Consider the following 18,729-nt stretch of genomic DNA (forward strand, 5'->3'; position numbering starts at 1 on the left):
CCGGGAGGATCTGCCGAGCGCGTAGTCCGCGGCCGCTGATCGGCAGCAGACCACGCAGTTCGTGCGGCCTGATCACTTGTTGCGCGGACACCCCGACGCTCCTGGGGCATCGGGAACGGCAAATGCGGAGCGCACAAGGCACGGTGGCTCCCTCAGGTTGAGCAGTAGGCCTGAGTTCTTCAGGAGATCTGCGTCGCGCATAGCGGCTTGTGGCACCGAACAGAGGAGGGCATCAGTGTACGGATGGGCGGGGGAGCCGAGCACAGCATCAGCGTCGCCCGCTTCCACAATTCGCCCGGCATACATAACAGCCAGGCGGTCGGCAGCTCGAGGATCTGGGCTTGCACGGTAACGTCCAGTGCTGTCGTCGGTTCGTCCGCGATCAACAAGGGCGGCTCGAGGGCAATGGCCATCGCGATGAGGATCCGCTGATGGATACCCCCGGAAAACTGATGCGGCTCGTCAGCCGGCCGGGCCCAGTAGATCCGGCCGGGATCGGAGGCACCGACGGGGGAGTGTTAAAAGCCGGGAGTCGAACCGTCATTCAACGCAGGCGGCCGGGGGTTGTCCTACAAGGTATCTATCCCCGGGACGGGTCGCCGGGTCCAATGGTGGGCGGTTCCGGGTCCCAATCCGGATTGTAGTCCGGGTGGTCCCGGTGGGCACCTGCGAGCAGAACGAGCATGGTTCGCCTGGCGATGGCGATGGTGTCGGTTGCTTCATCCGGGTCGGTGATCCCTTCCGCCGCGGCTGATTCCTTCCAGCTCGCAATGAGGGCTCGCTGCTGGGCGCATTCTTCCAGCATGCGTTCCTGCACGGTGGCGCTGTCTTCGCTGCCATCAGCGGGGTTCGTGGATGAGCCGAGTGTGAAGGCCCCGGCTCGGAGCGCCGCCTCCTGCTCCGACGTCCGGTCTTCCAGGAACTGGACAATATCCATGTCATTCATCATTTCAGTTCTCGTGCCGCGCATATCGTTTCGGGTCAGGACCATTCGGCCTTGCAGCGTTAGTGGGCCAAGGCGAACTTATGGGGCGGGATCGGTTAAAGCAAGGGCCCGTCCCCGGGAGGGTTTGAGTGCCAGAGGCGGCCGCACTGCCGAAGCGGCATCGATGTTGACCAGCGCCTCGGTAGGCTGGTGTTATCTGCCACACACTTTTGGCCAGCGGGGATCACATGGCATATCCGATAATTGCTACGAAGCTGTTCGTTCCGAAGCTGAGACGTGCCCTGGTACCTCGCCCCAGGCTCAGCGAACGCTTGCGTGGCGGAGCAGAGCCGCGGCTTACGCTGATATCCGCTCCGGCTGGCTTCGGCAAGACTACGCTGCTCGCAGAGTGGCTGGCTGAAACGCCCGGTGAAGCCCGCTGTGTTGCCTGGCTCGCGCTCGACCCTGCGGACAACGAGCCTGCGTCGTTCTGGACCTACGTAGTGAATGCCCTCCAAATGGCGGTGCCGGGCATCGGTCCGGTTGCGCTTGAGCTCATCGCGTCCAGACCAATGCCCACCGAGCTTGTTCTTGCGACGATGCTGAACGATCTGGCCGCGGCTGCCGCTGATGTTTGGCTTGTGCTCGATGACTACCACGTGGTCGACAGTGGCGATATCAGCGCGGGAATGGTTTTCCTGCTTGAGCACCTTCCGCCTCGCGTGCACGTGGTGATCAGCACGCGGGCCGACCCGGATCTGCCACTGTCCCGGTGGCGGGTGCGCGGCGAGCTGATCGAGATCCGTGCCGCGGATCTGCGCTTCACCTCGGAGGAGGCCGCCGCCTACCTCAAAGAAGTGGCGGGACTGGACCTGGCCGCGGACGACGTGGCGACGCTGGAAGAACGGACCGAGGGGTGGATTGCCGCGCTTCAGCTCGCCGCGCTCTCGCTCCAACGGCACGACGACGTCGCCGGCTTCATCGCCCGCTTCGCCGGGAACGACCGCTATGTGCTCGACTACCTCGTCGAGGAGGTGCTGCGGCATCAACCTGATGCGGTTCGTCGGTTCTTGCTGGACTCGGCTGTTCTCAACAGGCTCACCGGTCCGCTCTGTGATGCGCTTACCGGGCGCGGCGACGGGAGCCAAATGCTCACGGCCTTGGAGCGGGCGAACCTGTTCCTCGTCCCGCTGGATGATCGGCGTGAGTGGTACCGCTACCACAACCTGTTCGCCGACGTGCTGCGGGCCCGCCTCCTCAGCGAGCACCCCGAACGGATTCCGTTACTGCACCAGCGCGCCAGCCGGTGGTATGAATCCCATGACCAGAGTGAGGACGCCGTCAGGCATGCCTTGGCCGCCTTCGACTTCGACCGTGCCGTGCACCTGATGGAGTTGGCGGTGCCGGTACTGCGGCGCAACCGCCAGGATGCCGTATTGCATAGTTGGCTGAGCGTCCTTCCCGAGGATGCCATTCGCCGCAGTCCAGTCCTGAGTGTCTTCTTTGCCGGGATGCTGATGGCCTCCGGGGACCTTGACGGGGTGGAATCCTGGCTCGATGACGCGGGTAGCGCACTCGCTGCGGAAGTGAAACTCGGCGTGCCGGAATCAGCGTCACGCGGTGGAACGACGCCGTCCTGGGCCGGCATAGAGGAGGTCCAGACACTGCCGTCGACAATTGCTGTTTATCGGGCTTCCCTCGCACAGGCACGGGGTGATATGGCGGCCACCTCGTCTTATGCCCGGCAGGCACTTGAGCTTGCCGGCCCGGATGACCATCTCGCGCGCGGCGGGGCCGCCGGGTTCCTGGGGCTCGCAGCCTGGGCTGCCGGCGACGTGCGGAGAGCGGCGCGGGCGTTCTCCGAGGCTGTGGCGAGCCTGCGAGCAGGCGGAAACCTGGTCGACGAGCTCAGCGGCACGGTGGTGCTCGCGGACCTGTGGCTCGCGACGGGGCGTCCCGGCGAGGCACGCCGGCTGTATCAGAAGTCGCTGAAGCGGGCCCGGGCGCGCGGTGGATCCATGGCCCGGGCGAGCAGTGACCTGCATGTCGGGCTGGGCGAAATTGATCGCCAGGCCGGAGACCTCGGCAACGCCAAGCAGCACCTTGAGCTGGCCGCGGCGTTTGTTCACCGCGGACCGATGACGGAAAGCCGTTACCGGTGGTTCGTGGCGTCGGGACTGGTGGCCCGCGATGAAGGAAACCACGATCGCGCCATCGATTTTCTTGACCAGGCGGAGGAGCTCTACCGGCCCGGGTTCTTCCCGGATGTGCGCCCGATAGCCGCCATCAAGGCGCGCGTTTGGATAGCCCAGGGCGCCTTGTCGGAGGCTGCTGGCTGGGCACGTGAACGGGGGCTTTCCGTCACGGACGAGGTCAGCTATCTCAGGGAATACAATCACCTGACGCTGGTGCGGCTGTTGATTGCCCAGGAGCGGGCCGACCCGGAAGGCGGCGCCGTCCGGGGCGTCCACCGCCTGTTGGCGGAGTTGCTGACCCATGCCTCGGCATCCGGGCGCGCGGGCAGCGTGGTGGAGATCCTTATGCTCCAGGGTTTGGTGTACCACGTGCAGGGGCATCGACAACTGGCGCTCGAAGCGCTTCGCTGCGCGTGGGAGGAAGCGTCTGAACCCGATGAGTACGTGCGGCTGTTCCTGGACGAAGGAGCGCCCATGGTGGAGTTGTTGCGTTCGGCAATGCACGACGGCGGCACCGTCGCCCACGCGTCACGGCTGCTCAACCTGGGCAAGGGGTCTGCGGCGCAAACCTCCCGGCCAGGGGAGCGCCCGGCGTCGGCCGTTGACTCCCTCAGCGAGCGGGAGATCCAGGTTCTCAAGCTCCTCGACAGCGCGCTGACCGGACCGGAGATCGCCCGCGAACTGTTCATCTCGCACAACACCTTGCGATCCCACACCAAACACGTCTTCACCAAACTCGGCGTAACCAGCCGCCGAGCAGCGGTTATTTGTGCCCGCGACCACGGGCTGATCTAGCCGCTACCACGATCATGTTTCATCCTGTCAGTCACATCATGGGGTGACGCCGGGTCACACCATCCGTCCCTACCTTTGAGTTATCCGGCAGCGCCACGCGGCCGGGACTTACGATTAGGGAGCCAGACATGTCCATAACACCCGCCCGCCTCGCCCGCTCAGCCGGCCTGGCCGCCGTCGCAGCAGGCCTGCTGTTCATCGGTGTCCAGATCAGCCACCCTCCCTTGGATGCAGAGTTCGCCACCACCACCGAGTACACGGTCCGACAAAGCCTGAAGGTGCTGATGTCCGGCCTATCGCTGGTCGGCATCACCGGCATGTACCTGCGCCAGGTGAGGCAGGCCGGAGTGCTGGGCCTGATCGGGTACCTCGTGTTCGGCGCCGGCTACCTCTTGATGATGAGCGTCGAAGTCATCGGCGCTGTTGTCTTTCCAACGCTTGCCCGAATGGCGCCCGGATACGTCAACGACGTCTTTGCCGTAGTGACGGGCGGCCAGGCCAGCGGCGACATCGGCCTGATGCAGCTCCTGAACCTGGCCTCGGCCGCCACCTTCCTCGGCGGCGGCCTGTTGTTCGGCATCGGACTCTTCCGCGCCGGCATCCTCGCCCGGTGGGCCGCCGTGCTTCTCGCCGCCGGATCCGTGGCAACTCTCGCCATCCCGCTGCTTCCGCAAGTCAACGAACGGCTGTTCGCTATTCCTACCGGTGTAGCCATGATCGGCCTCGGCTACTCGCTGTGGCACGGCTTGCGCGCCCCTGCTGCCCGTCGCCTCAACGGCACGGTCAGCTCACCGCTCCACCAAGCAGGCGCCAAGTGAGCATTCAGGCGGCGGCGCGTCCCCACCGGTCGGCCCGCCAGGTGGGGTGGGTGCCGTTCGCGCTGGTAGCCCTCGTCCTGGTTCCGGCCGCTGCCGGTTGCCTGCGGCTGTTGGAACTGGCCGGCGGCCCGCCGCTTATCCCGGATAACGCCCGGATGACCGCCTCGCCCCTGGCTGTGACAGTGCATATCGTCTGCGCCGTGGGATACGCCGTCGTCGGCGCAGTTCAATTCGCCCCCAGGCTCCGGCGTCGCCACCCGGTTTGGCACCGGACGGCTGGACGAGCTTTGTTGGGACTCGGCCTGGCAGTGGCGGCATCTGCACTGTGGATGACGTTGTTCTACCCCCGCCAGCCGGGCACCGGGGAACTCGCTTATGTGTTTCGACTGGCTTTCGGATCCGGCATGGCTGCCAGCATCATCCTGGGATTCGCGGCAGTCCGCCGAGGCGACATAAGCCTTCACCAGGCATGGATGACGCGGGCCTATGCCTTGGCCCTAGGAGCAGGCACCCAGGTATTCACCCAAGGCATAGGACACGCAGCGTTCGGCACCAGCGTGCTAAGTACCGACCTTATGCTGGGCGCCGGGTGGGCTATCAATCTCACGGTCGCTGAGGTCGTCATCCACCGCTGCAGCAGCCGGACCGGGCCGCCGGCGCCGGAGGCCTGGTCCTAATGGGGCAGCGACGCAAACAAAAGGATCCCGCTGGCTACCAGCTTCGGGTGGATGGGCACCTCGACGAGCGCTGGTCTGCCTGGTTCGGCGACCTTACCCTGACCCACGAAGACGATGGGACGACCAGCCTGCGCGGTTTCGTCCCTGATCAACCGGCGCTGCACGGGCTCCTGGTGAAAGTCCGAAATCTTGGCCTCATCTTGATCTCGGTGGAGGCCATCGACCCATCAGATACACAAGCGCCCACGGCGGAAGTAATCGACGGCGCATGATTTTCCCCATGATTCGGTCTCCTCGGTCGGAATCTTCGAGACGGCGTCGCCGAGTTCGCGCAGCTGGGTGAAGCCGTGGTTCGAATCCGTCGCTCGCTCAGCGGGAGTCGGCGTCGTCCTCGTCCCGCTTCATTTCGATGAGCTGGATGAGGTTGCCGCAGGTGTCATCAAAGACGGCCACCACAGCGGTGCCGATGTCAGTTGGCGGCTGCGTGAACACCACGCCCCTGCCGGTGAGTCTGGAGTGCTCGGCTTCGATGTCAGCGACGGCGAATTGAGCGAGTGGAATGCCGTCCTCGACCAGGGCATCCCGATACGGCTTTACTGCCGGGTGGCTCGACGGTTCGAGAAGCAGCTCCGGACCATCCGGCGATTCGGGGGATACAACGGTGATCCAGAAGTCATCGCCGAGGGGGATGTCGTGGCGCTTCGAGAAACCGAGCACGTCCGTGTAAAAGGCAAGGGCAGCGCGCTGGTCGTCGACGAACAGGCTCGTCAGGGCAATTTTCATTCTTCGATCCTCTTTCTGGCGGTCCATCGTCCGGTAATCTCGGCGATTGGCTCAGGGTTAAAGTAGTGGAACTTGGAACGTCCGCGCCGCTCCGTCACTACGAGGCCTGCCGACTCAAGCACGCCGAGGTGCTGTGAGATCGCCTGGCGCGTGAGGCTGAGGCCATGCCGCACCGTCAGCATGGAACAGATCTCAAACAGGGTTTGACCGTCGCGCACTGACAACTCATCAAGGACTGTGCGCCGTGTCGCATCGTCGAGTGCTCGGAAGACATCAACCATGGCTTCACTATAGGCAAGTCACCGCTTGCTTATCAAGGCTGCGACCGTTCCGCAAACGTCCGCCGGAGTAACTGCTGGTATTCCACCAGGTGGCAGCCACCTCTATCCGCCGACCGGAACGGGCCGCAGTCGTTGCCCGGACTGACGGCTGCACGGCAGGCGGGCCAGGGTAAAGAATTCCGGCAGATCCTGCCACTGCCGTTTGGGACACACCGTTGCCAACGCGGCGTTGGTTAGTCGATGATGGCCGTGTGCCCCAACGCCAGCAAAAAGTCTGGAGATCCAATCAACCGGACGGGCCGCCCCTAAGCCGCGGTCAGGCACAACACTCGGCGACAAGGGGACAGACGGAGGGATATTTCGATGAACACTGATCAAGCGGCGTCCAACGGTGAGACCCGCCTCGCCTACATCCTCGGTGTGCCTCTGGCCGAGAATGCGGTGCGGCAATGGCCTCAAATGGGCGAGGTCGTGCGCACCAAAAAGCTGATCGGCAGCGTCGAGGGCAATTTCGCCGAACTTACGCTCGAGGTTGGAAGACGCCTCCACCTGAAAGATGTTGTGGTGGTGGAGTGGACGTGCAACTACGGCGACGGTCGGCTCTACCGCAACGTGACCATCGGCGAACTTGAGGATGGGAAAGCCGTGCGAGTCACCGACTACTGGGGAGAACCCACTGACACCCCGCAATGGCGCGAGCCGATGACCGGCCGGCTCGACATGCCCGGTGACGGCATCTGGAAAGACGACGAGCACCTCAGCCACCACTGACGCCACCGTTGGCCGCCGCCGGGGGCGTAGGAGTTGCTAGCGAGCACAGCCACCACTAACGGGCGCTTTAGGGGTGTTCGGTCCAGCAGGCCAGGATGGTGGTTGCGATTTGGTATGCAAATGCCGCGGGTGTGACGCTGTTCGGCCCGACGGCTCCGGGCAGGTCTGTGGCGTCCACGGACAGGGTCATGTTGTCCTTCAGGAAAACAACTGACCCCCGGGGTGTCTCGTAGGCCGGGAACCCGAGGTTGGCAAGCCCTTGGATCGGCGCCGCATCCCCGGCTTCACTTTGCAGCGCATCAAAGTACTGGCGAGCCGCTGCAGGATCAGCTGATTCCTTCACGGAGATCACGAAGCTTCCTTCGGCAAGGTGATAGGTACAGGTGAAGAGTTTGTCGGCCCAGCTGCTCACGCTGTGCGGGGCAGCGCTGAGGGCAAGGCTCGAAGAGATATTGTCCTGCGTCTCTTTCCCGCACACCATTTGGGCCGCTTCAGGTGGGCCCTCGGCCGCGGCCGGGGCGTCGGTGCCGGTATCGTGTTGCTCCCCGGTGTGCCCCGCCGCGTGGGTCTCCGACGCCGTCGGCGCCGCGGCGCCGGGAGCGGCGGCTCCGGCGGCAGCGCAGCCGGACAGCAGCAGCGACGCCGCGGCCAGTGCTGCAAGCCAGGAATTTTGGTATTTCATGTCGCGTCCACTTCCTTGTGAATTATCGCTCGCGTCGTTTTGCAACGGAGCCGCCGTGGCAATGTTGCACAGACCGGACGGTCAGGTTTGGAGCGTGGCGTAGACGACGTAGTTGTCGTCGAACAGTCCCGTGGCTGGATCGTATCCATCGCAGGTGATCAGCCGCAGTTCGGCCGCAGTCGTATTGCCGTAGACCTCCAGGGTGGGGAACGCGTCCTTGCCATAAGCTGCGGCCCGGTCAACCGTGAACGTTGCGGTGGAGCCGTCGGTCCGTTGGATGGTGACAGGTGTTCCAGCGGTAAGGCTGCGGAGGTTGGCGAAAACTCCGGGTCCGCCGCCGACCGCGTTGACGTGGCCCAGCAGGACGGCCGGTCCGCGTTCACCGGGGGTGGGTGATCCGTTGTACCAGCCAGCCGGTGCTCCGGGGCCGTCCGGCGGCACCTGAAGAGACTTGTTATCCCGCAGGCCCAGGCCGAGGAGTTCAGTCTGGACGCCGATCGCCGGGATGGAGAGCGAGGCAGGAGTAGATTTCGGCAGCACAGTGGGAAGGGCCTGGGCGGACACCGTGGCCGGTGCCGGGCTGGTGGCCGTCGCCGAAGCCGTGGATGTGTTCGGTGTTGGCGACGCTGACCGTGCCGCACCGGAGGCGCCGGCGGATATTTCTGCGTTGCCTGCCGAGCAGCCGGCAAGGAGCAGAAGTCCAACCGCCGCGGAGGCCAGCAGGCTTCCGCGGCGGCCGAAATTCGTTGTCGTCATAATGACAGTCCGGGCAGCTGTGCTTAAGCCGCTGAACCGGAATGGCGGCGGCGAACCAGATAAACCCCGCCGGCGGCGGCTGCAAGCACAAGGCCACCACCCAGCGCGAGCGTTCCCGCGTCCGTTCCGCTGGTACCCTGTGCGACGCCGGTGTCAGCGCCACCGACCGGCATGGACATTTGACCGACAGCCAGGGTTCCACACAGGGCCGGCGATGTTGCTGCCAGCGGCAGGGTAGGCGCCAGATCGCTCTTCGCCGCCTGGCCGGCAGCGCTCAGCGTGGCCGGGTCGAGACCATGGACAACCACAACCGCGGTTCCGGCTTCCAGGGCAGCCTTAGTTTCCGCGTTCAATTCGAACGTGCGGTCAACGGTGTAGCTGGCGCCCTGACCGGCGACCTTGAGGTCCAGCCCGGCGGCCGGGCTGGTATCGCCGGTGGTGGAGAGCGTGGTGACAATGCCGCCATAGGACGGAGCTCCCTCTGTTGTGCTGACCACACCGTCGCCGTCCATATCCGCACCCGGTGCCGGGCACGCGCCCTTGGCACCGCCGTGGATGTGCTGAACATGCGGGTAAGGCGCGTCCATAAAGGTCTGGGCCAGTCCTGCAACCTTCAGCACAACGTGCGCCTGGTTACCCGTGACGTCGACGGTGACCGTGCCGGACGCGGAGCTGCCGTTGATCTGTCCCAGTGTGGACTGGTATGACCCGTCGGCCGCCATGGCCGGGGCACCGGAAAGGGCGAGCGCTCCCAGAGCAAGGGTGGGTATTGCCATGAATCGCAGTGTCTTCTTCATCGAAGCATTCTCCTCATGCAAGTGTTCGTGATGTCCCACGTTAGGGACAGCAGTAGTTCGGAGCGGATTGGGATCCAGATGTGTTTGGATGTGAGATAAATTACGCCGGCGGGCCCTGGGGGCTCGCGCCCGCTGCTGTGGGGCCGGGCCCGCGCGTTTGCGCGCCCTTGCGCAGCAGGAGATATCCACCAACGGACAGCAGCCCGGCCAGCCCCTCGACGACGGTGGCGAGGACCTTTTCCGGGTACCAGACAGGCTCATACATAGCCGGGATCGGCCCGATCTCCGGCAGCTGAACGTAGCGGTAAATGATTGCCGCGGCGAACGCCGAGAGTGACATCACTGCCGCCCCAATAAAGGCCCGCGAGCCCCCATTGAGCAGGACAAACACCGCCGCCAGCAACGACCCCGCAGCGTGGATTCGGAACAGGGTTCCCTGCCCGACGCCGCCCGGTGCGGCCTCTTGGTAACCGGCGGCAAGCTGGAAGTGGATCACCGCACTGATCGCCAACCCGGCAGCAATCAGGGTGCGCAGGCCCAGCCGCACAACAGCCGACCGGCCTACGCGCTGCCTGGCCGGCGTCATTTCACGACCAGTGTTCCGGCCATCCGGGGATGGTACGTGCAGATGACGGCGTAATCGCCAGCGTCCTTGGGGGCCGTGAAGGTTATAGTTTGCCCGGCCGCCACCTGCGCATTAAACGCCCCACCGTCCTTGGCGGTGACCGTGTGCGGGGCGGTGTCCTCGTTGATCACAGTGATTGTCGCTCCAGGCGCGACGGACGCCGGCATCTCATAGGCGAAGTCCCGGATTTTGATCACGGTTTCCCCGTCCGGTGCGGCCGGTCCGGAGGAAGCCCCGGATGATCCCGGAGTTGTTGCACCCGGCGATGCCTGCGCCGCGGATGAAGTGGAGGCAGGCGGATCCTGGCTCGGTGCCTGCCCGGCAGGGGCGGAGCATCCGGTCAGGCCCGCAAGTCCTGCGGCCGCGACAATGGTCCACGCTCGGTTGCCAATTTTCATGAGGTCCCTTTCAACGGTGTGATCGTCCAAGAACGCAGGGCGGCGTTGTCAGCCCAGCCCCACGTATGATATTCGTCACGCCGCACCACAGGGACTGCCCGGTAAGCAGCCCGGTTTACCCGATGCTGACAATCCGCCGCCAGCGGGCAGGCTTCCCCCAGCGAACCCTCGTTGCGTTCGCGCCCGGCGCCGCCGGCATTCGAGCCTACGCGGTGCATAACAACGCTTTCCGACGCCGGAATCATAGACTGCCGTCGCAAGTGTCGTCGGGCATCCTGCCGGGGACAACGTAAAACTCCGCGGCGTCAATTTTCCATCGGCCGTTACCCCGGCCGGACTTCGGCGCAAACCAGCTCCGGCACCAATCAGACCAGCCTGCCCAACGCGGGCCACAAGTGCAAAGGCCCGGCCGGGTTTATGGCTGCGGGTCAGGGCATGAACCTGTATCCGATGCCCGCCTCGGTCAGGAAGTGGCGGGGGTTGCCGGCTTCTTGTTCGAGCTTGCGGCGGAGCTGGGCCATATACACACGCAGGTAGTTGGCTTCCTTGGCATACGCAGGACCCCAGATTTCGGTGAGCAACTGCTGTTGCGTGATGAGCTTCTCGGGGTTCCGGACCAACAGTTCCAGGATGCCCCATTCGGTGGGGGTCAGCCGAACATCCTCCCCGTTGCGGGTGATGCGTTTTTTAGCCAGGTCCACAGTGAAAGCGGGAGTGGATACGATGGGCGTTTCGTCGGCCTGGATGCTGCGGCGTTGGACGGCCCGCAGCCGCGCCAGCAGCTCGTCCAGTCCAAAGGGTTTGGTGACGTAATCGTCGGCTCCGGCATCCAGGGCCCGGACCTTGTCCTCGGAGCCGTGCCGTGCGGACAGGACCAGGATCGGGACGCGGCTCCATTGCCGGAGACGGTTGATGACGGTCGTTCCGTCCATGTCCGGCAGGCCCAGGTCCAGCACGATGACGGCGAAGCTGTGTTGGGCGGCGGCCCTAAGTGCGGAATCGCCGTCGGGGGCCGTCACAACGTTGTATCCGTGCGCATGCAGGGTGATCTTGAGGGCTTTGAGAATGTGGGGATCGTCGTCGACCACAAGCACGTCGTTCACTGCGTGGCCTCCGTCGCGGACGCGGGTTGGGTGTTCAGCGGCCGCGGGAGGGCTGGCTGCGCCTGACGCCGTGTTTGGCCACCAGTTTGGGCCCCAGTCTGGTGGAATGCCGCCCCGGGAGAGAGGGGCAGCCGGATCACCATCGTCAGTCCGCCAGCTGGTGTCCCTTCCGCGGTCAGGGTTCCGCCCATCGCCTCGGTGAAGCCTTTGGCAACAGCCAGTCCCAGACCCACGCCAGTTGCCTGCGGGACGTCATCGAGGCGTTGGAACGGCTGGAACATCCGTACGACGCTTTCCGCCGGCACGCCCTGGCCGTGGTCGATGATGCGCAGTTCCCCCGCAGGCTGGCCACCCAGCGTTGCGTGGCTGAGCCCGCCTGCTGCTCCTACAATCACAACGTCGGAGTCCGGTGCGTACTTGACGGCGTTCTCCACGATATTTGCGATGACGCGTTCCAGCATTCCGGCGTCAGCCTCGACTTCGGGCATATTGCCGGGCAGCTCGATCCGCACCCGGCCGGCCGGGATTCCCTGCAGAGCGGCAGGCATCACGTCGTACCAGCGCGCTGGCCTGATGAGCGGATTGACGGAATCGGAGGTGATCCGGGACATGTCCAGCAGGTTGCCCACCAGCGCATCCAGCCGGTCAGAGCATTCGTCTATGGTCGCGAGCAGCTCTTGTTCCTCCTCGTCGGTGTAGTGGACGTCCGGCTGCCTGAGGCCGCCGACGGCCAGTTTGATGCCCGCCAGCGGTGTCCGAAGGTCGTGGGAGACCGCACGGAGAATGGCGGTCCGCATCGTGTTGCCCTCGGCAAGCCGCACGACGTCCCGGCGGCTGGCCGCCAGCTGCTGGCGCTCCAGCTGCGCGGCCAGGTGCACGCCGAACGCACCGAGCAACCGTCTGTCACTGGCGGGCAGTGTCCGTCCGGAGAGGACGAGGCGGGTTGTGGAGTCGATCTCTTCGATGTTTTCCGCACCGTCAAGGCCGGCGGAAGGGACTGTGCCGGCCTGTGCCACGAGCCGCCAGCCGGCCTTCCCTGCCCCTCCAGTGCCGGGGTTTCCGGCGGAACTGTAGAGGACCGCGCCACTGACCTGGAACACGTCCAGGGCCTGATCGAGGAGTCCCTTTAGGGTGTCCTCGGCACGGCCGGCGCTGCGGGTGAGGTCCCCCAGCGTGGCTGCCTCCGCCCGTGCGCGCGAGGCTTCCTTGGACCGGCGGGCGGAGAGGTCGACGACGACGGCAACGGCCGCGGAGACGCCCACAAAGACCAACAGGGCGAGAAGATTCTGCGGGTCGCTGATGGTCAGGTTGCCCAGTGGGGGTGTGGAGAAATAGTTGACCAGGAGGCTGCTCCAGAGGGCGGCCAGGACGGCGGGCCAGAGTCCGCCGACCAGCGCGACGGCGACGGACCCGGCGAGCTGGATGAGTGCTGCGGTGGCAACATTCCGGTCCGGGTTCAGCGAGAGCAGCATCTGCAGCAGTACAGGAAGTACGACGGACAGGACAAAACCCGCGGCGACACGGATCCGCCCGAGGTCCCGTTGCCGCCGCGGACCGGCGCCGCGGCCGCCGAGGGGGTGGGAGACCATGTGGACGTCGATGTCACCGGAGTCGCGCACGACCCTGGTCCCGGTGCCGCCGCCGAGCAGGCTTCCCAGGAGGCCCGCGAGCCGCTTGTGGCGTGAGATGCCGACGACAATCTGGGTGGCGTTGACGCTGCGGGCGAAGTCCAGCAGCGCGTCAGCCGGATCCTCGCCGGTCACGACGTGGTAGCTGCCGCCCAGGTCCAGGATCAAACGACGCTGGGCTTCGAGAGCTTGGGGTGATTCGCCCGCCACGCCGTCAGCCGCCCGGACGTGCACGGCCAGCAGGTCCCCGCCATTGACGCGGTTCAGGATCCGGGCCCCGCGGCGGATCAGGATCTCCCCTTCGGGGCCGCCGGTCAGGCCCACAACAATCCGCTCCCGGGCGGGCCAGGTAGCCTCGATGCCCTGTTCAGCGCGGTACCTGGCCAGGCCTTCATCCACCCGGTCAGCCAGCCAGAGAAGTGCCAGTTCCCGCAGGGCGGTGAGGTTGCCCAGCCGGAAGTAGTTCGTCAGGGCCGCGTCAATCTTGTCGCCGCTGTAGATTTTGCCATCGCCCAGCCGCTGGCGCAGCAGCTCAGGGGAAATGTCAACCAAGTGGATCTGGTCTGCCCGGCGGACGATGTCGTCCGGCACGGTCTCGGCCTGGCGGACGTTGGTGATGGCGCTGACGACGTCGCCCAGGGATGCCAGATGCTGGATGTTGACCGTGGACAAAACGTTGATGCCGGCATCGAGGAGTTCGTCGATGTCCTCCCACCTTTTGGCATGGCGGCTGCCGGGAATGTTGGAGTGGGCATATTCGTCCACTACCGAGGTGCCGGGAGCCCGTGCAAGAACGGCGTCCAGGTCCATTTCCACAAACTCCGTCCCGCGGTATGCCAGGTGCTTGGACGGCACAACTTCCAGCCCCTCTAGCAGGGCACTGGTGTCGCTGCGCCCATGGTCCAGGGCCCAGGCGACCACAACGTCCTCGCCGCGCCGGCTTAAGCGGTGCGCTTCCTCAAGCATCGCGTAGGTTTTACCGACCCCGGGCGCGGCTCCCAGGAAGATCCGCAGCGTGCCACGGGCCATGGACTTATCCTTTCGCTCGGACTCTCAGGTGGACTCTCACTTGGACTGTACCGTGGCAGCGAGATCAATGTTGAGGGCAGTCACGTTCACGGAAGGCTGGCCCAGGAAGGCCTCCAAGCCGCCGCTGGTGTGCTTGTTGACCAGGGACATCACCGCATCGGCGCTCAGGTGCTGCGCCCTGGCAACGCGGGGAACCTGCAGCCGGGCGTAGGCGGGGGAGATATCCGGGTCCAGACCCGAGCCGCTGGCAGTTACCGCGTCTGCCGGCACCCGTTCCGCGTCGACGCCTTCGGCGCCAGCAACAGCTGACCGGTTGGCGGTGACGGCGTCCAAGAGCTTGGGATCATTGGGACCGAGGTTGCTGGCCGATGACGACGCCGGGTCCCATTTCACCGCGGAAGACCGGGCATGGAACCACCGCGGATCCTGGACGCCGGCGTCGTCGGCGGGGGCCTGGACGATCAAGGCAGACGCTGCCGGGGCTCCCGCCCTGTCTTTGATGATGGACCCGTTGGCCTGGTACGGGGCGATCAGCTGCCCGACGCCAAAGACGGCCAGCGGGTAGGCGGCGCCAAGGACGAGGGCGGCGAGGAGCAGGAACCGCAGCGCAGTTCCGGCCTGGCGCAGATAGCCGGTAAGAGTGTTCATAATGGTCTTCCTAGCCGATGCCGGGGATGAGGGAAATGATCAGGTCGATGATCTTGATGCCGACGAAGGGGGCGATGAGTCCACCGAGCCCGTAGATCAGCAGGTTCCGGGCCAGCGCCTGATTGGCCGAGACGGCGCGGTATTTCACACCCCGGAGCGCGAGCGGCACCAAGGCGACGATGACCAGGGCGTTGAAGATCACCGCGGAGAGGATGGCCGAGGAGGGGGTTGCCAGGCCCATGATGTTCAGCAGCCCGAGCCCCGGGAAGGCCGCGGTGAAGAGGGCGGGCACAATCGCGAAGTACTTGGCGACGTCGTTGGCGACCGAGAACGTGGTCAGCGCCCCGCGGGTGATCAGCAGTTGCTTGCCGATGCCGACGATATTGATGAGTTTGGTGGGATCGGAGTCGAGGTCCACCATGTTGGCAGCGTCCTTGGCGGCGGGGGTGCCGGAGTTCATGGCGACGCCGACGTCCGCCGCGGCCAGGGCAGGGGCGTCGTTGGTGCCGTCCCCGGTCATGGCCACGAGCCGGCCGGCTGCCTGCTCCTTTTTGATGACCGCGAGTTTGTCCTCGGGGGTTGCTTCGGCCAGGAAATCATCGACGCCGGCCTCGGCGGCGATCGCCCGGGCGGTAACGGGGTTGTCCCCGGTGATCATCACGGTGCGGATGCCCATTTTCCGCAGTTCGTCGAATCGGGCGTGCATTCCGGGTTTGACGACGTCGGCGAGGTGAACGGTCCCCAAAATTTCCGCGCTGCCGTCCTGGCTCACCTGGGCGACCAGCAGGGGAGTGCCGCCCCCGGCGGAGATGTCGTTGACGCGGTCCGTGACCTCCGCCGGGGTGTGGCCGCCGTAACCGGCAACGAACGCGGACACTGCAGAGGTGGCGCCCTTTCGGATCTGCCGGCCGTCAAGGTCCAGCCCGCTCATACGCGTGCTGGCGCTGAAAGGGACCACCGTGAAATCACCGGAACTGCGCTGCAGCGTTGCCAGATCCTGCCCGGCAGCACCGTCCCCGGCGGCGAGATCCACGATGGACCGTCCTTCCGGGGTTTCGTCGGCCAGGCTGCAGACCCGGGCCGCTTCCACAAGCCGGGCCGGCTCAACACCATGGGCGGGGAAGAAATTCACGGCCCGGCGGTTGCCGTAGGTGATGGTTCCGGTCTTGTCGAGCAGGAGGGTGGTGATATCTCCGGCGGTCTCCACGGCGCGGCCGGAGGTCGCCAGCACGTTGTGCTGGACCAGCCGGTCCATCCCGGCGATGCCGATCGCCGGGACCAGGGCCCCGATAGTGGTCGGGATCAGGCAGACCAGCAGCGCAACCAGCACAATCGGCGACGGCGTTGCGCCGGCGAGGGCGGCGAACGGCGCCAGTGACATGGTCACGGCCAGGAAGACGATGGTCAGTGATACCAGCAGCACGTGGAGAGCAATCTCGTTGGGCGTTTTCTGCCGCACGGCGCCCTCGACGAGCTTGATCATCCGGTCGACAAACGTCGCGCCGGGCTCGGCGGTGATGCGGATGACGATCCGGTCCGAGAGGACCTTTGTACCGCCGGTGACGGAACACCGGTCGCCGCCGGATTCGCGGATCACCGGCGCCGATTCGCCGGTGATCGTCGATTCGTCGACGCTGGCCAGGCCCTCGATGATTTCGCCGTCCGAGGGGATGACGTCTCCCGCTTCGCAAATGACGACGTCGTTGAGCCGAAGCTCGGTGCCGGGGACCTCTTTGATGGCTCCGTCGGGCTGCCGGAGCCGGGCCAAGATTCCCTGGCGGCTGGCGCGGAGGCTGTCGGCCTGGGCCTTGCCGCGGCCCTCCGCGATGGATTCGGACAGTGTGCCGAACAGTGCGGTGAGCCATAGCCAGGCGGTGACCGCAATGCCGAAGGCCGACGGCCGGTAGAAGGAGAGCGCAGTGCACAAGGCGGCGCCCACCAGCACTGTGAACATGACCGGGGAATGGATCATCTGCCCGGGCGCGAGCTTCCGGACTGCGAGAGGCAGGGCGGCCATAACGCTTGCGAACGTCAGTTTTGCCGGGGTTTTAGTGTGGTGTTTGTGTTCGCCGGGGGTGCCGAGGGGGTTGCCGTCGGCGTAGGTTCGGGTGGCGGTGTCCGCGGCGGGTGCCGGGCTGGACCGGGTCATTTGAGGAGTCCTTCTGCGAGGGGCCCGAGGGCAAGGGCAGGGAAGTAGCTCACGGCGGTCATAATTACTGTCACGCCGAGCAGCAGGGCGCCGAACAGCAAGCCGTGGGTGGGTACGGTACCGGCGGAGGCTGGAACCTTGCCTTGCCGGGCCAGGGAGCCGGCGAGGGCGAGCACCAGGATAATCGGCAGGAAGCGGCCAAACAGCATTGCCAGGCCCATCATGACCGAGAGGTACGGGCCTGATGTGGTGATGCCGCCGAAAGCGGACCCGTTGTTGTTGGCCCCGGAGGTGAAGGCGTAGAGCACCTCACTGAACTGATGGGGACCGGACGACGGGGCGTTGGCAACTGCATCCGGCAGCAGGACGGTGATACCGGACAGGGCCAGCACCAGCGTGGGAGTGATCAGGATGTACATGGCTGCGAGCTTCATTTCCGTTGGGCCGATCCTCTTGCCCTGGTACTCCGGGGTCCGGCCCACCATCAGGCCGGCGATGAAGACGGCGATGATCGACAGAATAAGCAGGCCGTAAAGTCCCGAGCCGGTTCCGCCGGGGGCTACTTCGCCGAGCATCATGTTGACCATGGCTACTGCGCCGGCCAGCGGCGGCAGGGAGTCATGGGCGACGTTGACCGCGCCGGTGGAGGTCAGCGTGGTGGCCGCGGCGAAGATCGCGCTCGGCGCGGGACCAAAGCGTTGTTCAAACCCTTCGCCCAGCCCGCCGGCCGCAGCGGTCGCAGCCCCCTGGCCCGAGGCCACGGCCCATCCCATCAGGGTGGTGGAAGCAAGCCACAGGAGGCCCATTACCGCAGCCACGGTGTAGCCCTGCTTCTGGTCGCCGACCATCCGGCCGAAGGCGTAGGGCAGGGCCGAAGGGATGAGCAGGATCAGGAACACCTCGAAGAAGCTGATGACGGCGTTCGGGTTCTCGAACGGGTGGGCGGAGTTGGCATTGAAGTAGCCGCCGCCGTTGGTCCCGAGGACCTTGATGGCTTCCTGGGACGCCACCGGGCCGCCGGGAATGGTCTGGCTGATTCCGGTGAACTGGTTCGTGACGTCGGTCGGCCAGAAGTTCTGCACCACGCCGCCGAGGACCATCACCACTGCCGCGATAAACGCTATCGGCAGCAGGATCCGGAACGACGTCCGGGCCAGATCCACCCAGAAGTTGCCCAGCCGTTGCGTCCTCGTTCGGGCGATGCCGCGGATGAGGGCGACGGCGACGACGATGCCGACCGCTGCGGAGAGGAAGTTCTGGACCGCAAGCAGGGCCATCTGAACGAAAATGCCCACGGTGGCCTCCGGCGCATACGTTTGCCAGTTCGTGTTGGTCACAAAGGAAACGGCGGTGTTCATGGCTATCCACGGGTCCACGCCGGGAAGGGAGCCGTTGCCGGGCAGGACGCCCTGGAGCCGTTGGAGGCTGTAAACGGCCAGGATGGATACAGCAGAAAACGCCAGAACGCTGCGCAGGTAGACGGACCAGGTCTGCTCAGTACCCGCGTCGATTCCGGCAAGCCGGTAGAAGAGGCGCTCAGGACGGCTGGCTTTTGTGCCCTCGAATACCCGGGCCAGATAGATGCCAAAGGGCTTGTGCAGGCCCGCCAGCACCAGCAGGAGTCCGGCCACCTGGACGATGAAGGACGCAGCATTAAAAGTCATAATCT

The 18,729-nt window shown here is 65.4% G+C and carries 18 protein-coding genes and 1 pseudogene; 5 read left to right on the forward strand and 14 right to left on the reverse strand.

The genetic code is table 11. The features are described 5' to 3' along the window. Positions 1 to 72: 72 nt before the first annotated feature. Positions 73 to 458, reverse strand: a pseudogene (locus QK287_RS16110) (ATP-binding cassette domain-containing protein); the annotation flags it as partial. Positions 459 to 580: 122 nt separating this feature from the next. Further along, positions 581 to 937: a DUF6221 family protein gene (locus tag QK287_RS16115; RefSeq protein WP_226776495.1), complete on the reverse strand. Its 357-nt coding sequence runs from the start codon at positions 935 to 937 to the stop codon at positions 581 to 583. Positions 938 to 1,257: 320 nt separating this feature from the next. Between QK287_RS16115 and QK287_RS16120 the strand changes: the two genes are divergently transcribed. From QK287_RS16120 to QK287_RS16135, 4 genes are all read left to right on the forward strand, one after another. Then, positions 1,258 to 3,915 carry a LuxR C-terminal-related transcriptional regulator gene (locus tag QK287_RS16120; protein ID WP_282360782.1) on the forward strand — a complete coding sequence of 886 codons (2,658 nt, stop codon included), beginning with the start codon at positions 1,258 to 1,260 and terminating at the stop codon, positions 3,913 to 3,915. Positions 3,916 to 4,043: 128 nt separating this feature from the next. Next, positions 4,044 to 4,733, forward strand: coding sequence for a hypothetical protein (locus QK287_RS16125; protein WP_282360783.1), 690 nt, complete (start codon positions 4,044 to 4,046; stop codon positions 4,731 to 4,733). After that, on the forward strand, positions 4,730 to 5,410 hold the full coding sequence (locus QK287_RS16130) for a DUF2306 domain-containing protein (RefSeq protein ID WP_282360784.1): 681 nt from the start codon (positions 4,730 to 4,732) through the stop codon (positions 5,408 to 5,410). Before QK287_RS16125 ends, QK287_RS16130 begins: the two co-directional genes overlap by 4 nt. Next, entirely contained in the window at positions 5,410 to 5,682 is a 273-nt protein-coding gene (locus QK287_RS16135) for a hypothetical protein (RefSeq protein WP_282360785.1), read from the forward strand. The genes QK287_RS16130 and QK287_RS16135 overlap by 1 nt, the downstream gene beginning before the upstream one ends. 97 nt (positions 5,683 to 5,779) lie before the next feature. Here the strand turns inward: QK287_RS16135 and QK287_RS16140 are convergent, their stop codons facing one another. Next, on the reverse strand, positions 5,780 to 6,193 hold the full coding sequence (locus QK287_RS16140) for a VOC family protein (protein WP_253032882.1): 414 nt from the start codon (positions 6,191 to 6,193) through the stop codon (positions 5,780 to 5,782). Further along, positions 6,190 to 6,474 carry a metalloregulator ArsR/SmtB family transcription factor gene (locus tag QK287_RS16145; RefSeq protein ID WP_226776489.1) on the reverse strand — a complete coding sequence of 95 codons (285 nt, stop codon included), beginning with the start codon at positions 6,472 to 6,474 and terminating at the stop codon, positions 6,190 to 6,192. The genes QK287_RS16140 and QK287_RS16145 overlap by 4 nt, the downstream gene beginning before the upstream one ends. Positions 6,475 to 6,837: 363 nt before the next feature. Here QK287_RS16145 and QK287_RS16150 point away from each other — a divergent pair, with 363 nt between their 5' ends. Then, positions 6,838 to 7,245, forward strand: a complete 408-nt coding sequence (locus QK287_RS16150) for a hypothetical protein (protein WP_282360786.1) — start codon at positions 6,838 to 6,840, stop codon at positions 7,243 to 7,245. A 67-nt stretch (positions 7,246 to 7,312) separates the two neighbouring features. Here QK287_RS16150 and QK287_RS16155 read toward each other — a convergent pair whose 3' ends face one another. The 10 genes from QK287_RS16155 to kdpA all read right to left on the reverse strand — a co-directional run bounded on the left by QK287_RS16155 (position 7,313) and on the right by kdpA (position 18,724). Next, positions 7,313 to 7,927: a hypothetical protein gene (locus QK287_RS16155; RefSeq protein ID WP_226776487.1), complete on the reverse strand. Its 615-nt coding sequence runs from the start codon at positions 7,925 to 7,927 to the stop codon at positions 7,313 to 7,315. An 81-nt stretch (positions 7,928 to 8,008) separates the two neighbouring features. Then, entirely contained in the window at positions 8,009 to 8,683 is a 675-nt protein-coding gene (locus QK287_RS16160; protein ID WP_226776486.1) for a class F sortase, read from the reverse strand. A gap of 23 nt (positions 8,684 to 8,706) precedes the next feature. After that, on the reverse strand, positions 8,707 to 9,480 hold the full coding sequence (locus tag QK287_RS16165; protein WP_226776485.1) for a CHRD domain-containing protein: 774 nt from the start codon (positions 9,478 to 9,480) through the stop codon (positions 8,707 to 8,709). Positions 9,481 to 9,580: 100 nt separating this feature from the next. Next, positions 9,581 to 10,066, reverse strand: coding sequence for a hypothetical protein (locus QK287_RS16170; protein WP_226776484.1), 486 nt, complete (start codon positions 10,064 to 10,066; stop codon positions 9,581 to 9,583). Continuing rightward, a complete protein-coding gene (locus tag QK287_RS16175; protein ID WP_282360787.1) occupies positions 10,063 to 10,503 on the reverse strand; it encodes a cupredoxin domain-containing protein in 441 nt (146 codons plus the stop codon). Before QK287_RS16175 ends, QK287_RS16170 begins: the two co-directional genes overlap by 4 nt. A gap of 428 nt (positions 10,504 to 10,931) precedes the next feature. Then, positions 10,932 to 11,606, reverse strand: a complete 675-nt coding sequence (locus tag QK287_RS16180) for a response regulator (protein ID WP_226776482.1) — start codon at positions 11,604 to 11,606, stop codon at positions 10,932 to 10,934. Then, entirely contained in the window at positions 11,603 to 14,263 is a 2,661-nt protein-coding gene (locus QK287_RS16185; protein ID WP_226776481.1) for a DUF4118 domain-containing protein, read from the reverse strand. Before QK287_RS16185 ends, QK287_RS16180 begins: the two co-directional genes overlap by 4 nt. A gap of 36 nt (positions 14,264 to 14,299) precedes the next feature. Beyond that, positions 14,300 to 14,911 carry a K(+)-transporting ATPase subunit C gene (gene kdpC / locus QK287_RS16190; protein WP_226776480.1) on the reverse strand — a complete coding sequence of 204 codons (612 nt, stop codon included), beginning with the start codon at positions 14,909 to 14,911 and terminating at the stop codon, positions 14,300 to 14,302. 10 nt (positions 14,912 to 14,921) lie between these two features. Then, complete coding sequence (gene kdpB, locus QK287_RS16195) at positions 14,922 to 17,060, reverse strand: potassium-transporting ATPase subunit KdpB (RefSeq protein WP_282360788.1); 2,139 nt, start codon at positions 17,058 to 17,060, stop codon at positions 14,922 to 14,924. Next, complete coding sequence (gene kdpA / locus QK287_RS16200) at positions 17,057 to 18,724, reverse strand: potassium-transporting ATPase subunit KdpA (protein WP_282360789.1); 1,668 nt, start codon at positions 18,722 to 18,724, stop codon at positions 17,057 to 17,059. The genes kdpB and kdpA overlap by 4 nt, the downstream gene beginning before the upstream one ends. Positions 18,725 to 18,729 lie beyond the last annotated feature (5 nt).

It is taken from the genome of Arthrobacter sp. AL05 (assembly GCF_029960715.1).
Taxonomy (GTDB): Bacteria; Actinomycetota; Actinomycetes; order Actinomycetales; family Micrococcaceae; genus Arthrobacter.

Coding starts and splice junctions, on each gene's coding strand:
- kdpB (WP_282360788.1), bottom strand. CDS start 17,060: ATGACCCGGTCCAGCCCGGCACCCGCCGCGGACACCGCCACCCGAACC.
- QK287_RS16125 (WP_282360783.1), top strand. CDS start 4,044: ATGTCCATAACACCCGCCCGCCTCGCCCGCTCAGCCGGCCTGGCCGCC.
- QK287_RS16185 (WP_226776481.1), bottom strand. CDS start 14,263: ATGGCCCGTGGCACGCTGCGGATCTTCCTGGGAGCCGCGCCCGGGGTC.
- QK287_RS16140 (WP_253032882.1), bottom strand. CDS start 6,193: ATGAAAATTGCCCTGACGAGCCTGTTCGTCGACGACCAGCGCGCTGCC.
- QK287_RS16155 (WP_226776487.1), bottom strand. CDS start 7,927: ATGAAATACCAAAATTCCTGGCTTGCAGCACTGGCCGCGGCGTCGCTG.
- QK287_RS16150 (WP_282360786.1), top strand. CDS start 6,838: ATGAACACTGATCAAGCGGCGTCCAACGGTGAGACCCGCCTCGCCTAC.
- QK287_RS16145 (WP_226776489.1), bottom strand. CDS start 6,474: ATGGTTGATGTCTTCCGAGCACTCGACGATGCGACACGGCGCACAGTC.
- QK287_RS16175 (WP_282360787.1), bottom strand. CDS start 10,503: ATGAAAATTGGCAACCGAGCGTGGACCATTGTCGCGGCCGCAGGACTT.
- QK287_RS16115 (WP_226776495.1), bottom strand. CDS start 937: ATGGATATTGTCCAGTTCCTGGAAGACCGGACGTCGGAGCAGGAGGCG.
- QK287_RS16160 (WP_226776486.1), bottom strand. CDS start 8,683: ATGACGACAACGAATTTCGGCCGCCGCGGAAGCCTGCTGGCCTCCGCG.
- QK287_RS16165 (WP_226776485.1), bottom strand. CDS start 9,480: ATGAAGAAGACACTGCGATTCATGGCAATACCCACCCTTGCTCTGGGA.
- QK287_RS16135 (WP_282360785.1), top strand. CDS start 5,410: ATGGGGCAGCGACGCAAACAAAAGGATCCCGCTGGCTACCAGCTTCGG.
- QK287_RS16170 (WP_226776484.1), bottom strand. CDS start 10,066: ATGACGCCGGCCAGGCAGCGCGTAGGCCGGTCGGCTGTTGTGCGGCTG.
- kdpA (WP_282360789.1), bottom strand. CDS start 18,724: ATGACTTTTAATGCTGCGTCCTTCATCGTCCAGGTGGCCGGACTCCTG.
- kdpC (WP_226776480.1), bottom strand. CDS start 14,911: ATGAACACTCTTACCGGCTATCTGCGCCAGGCCGGAACTGCGCTGCGG.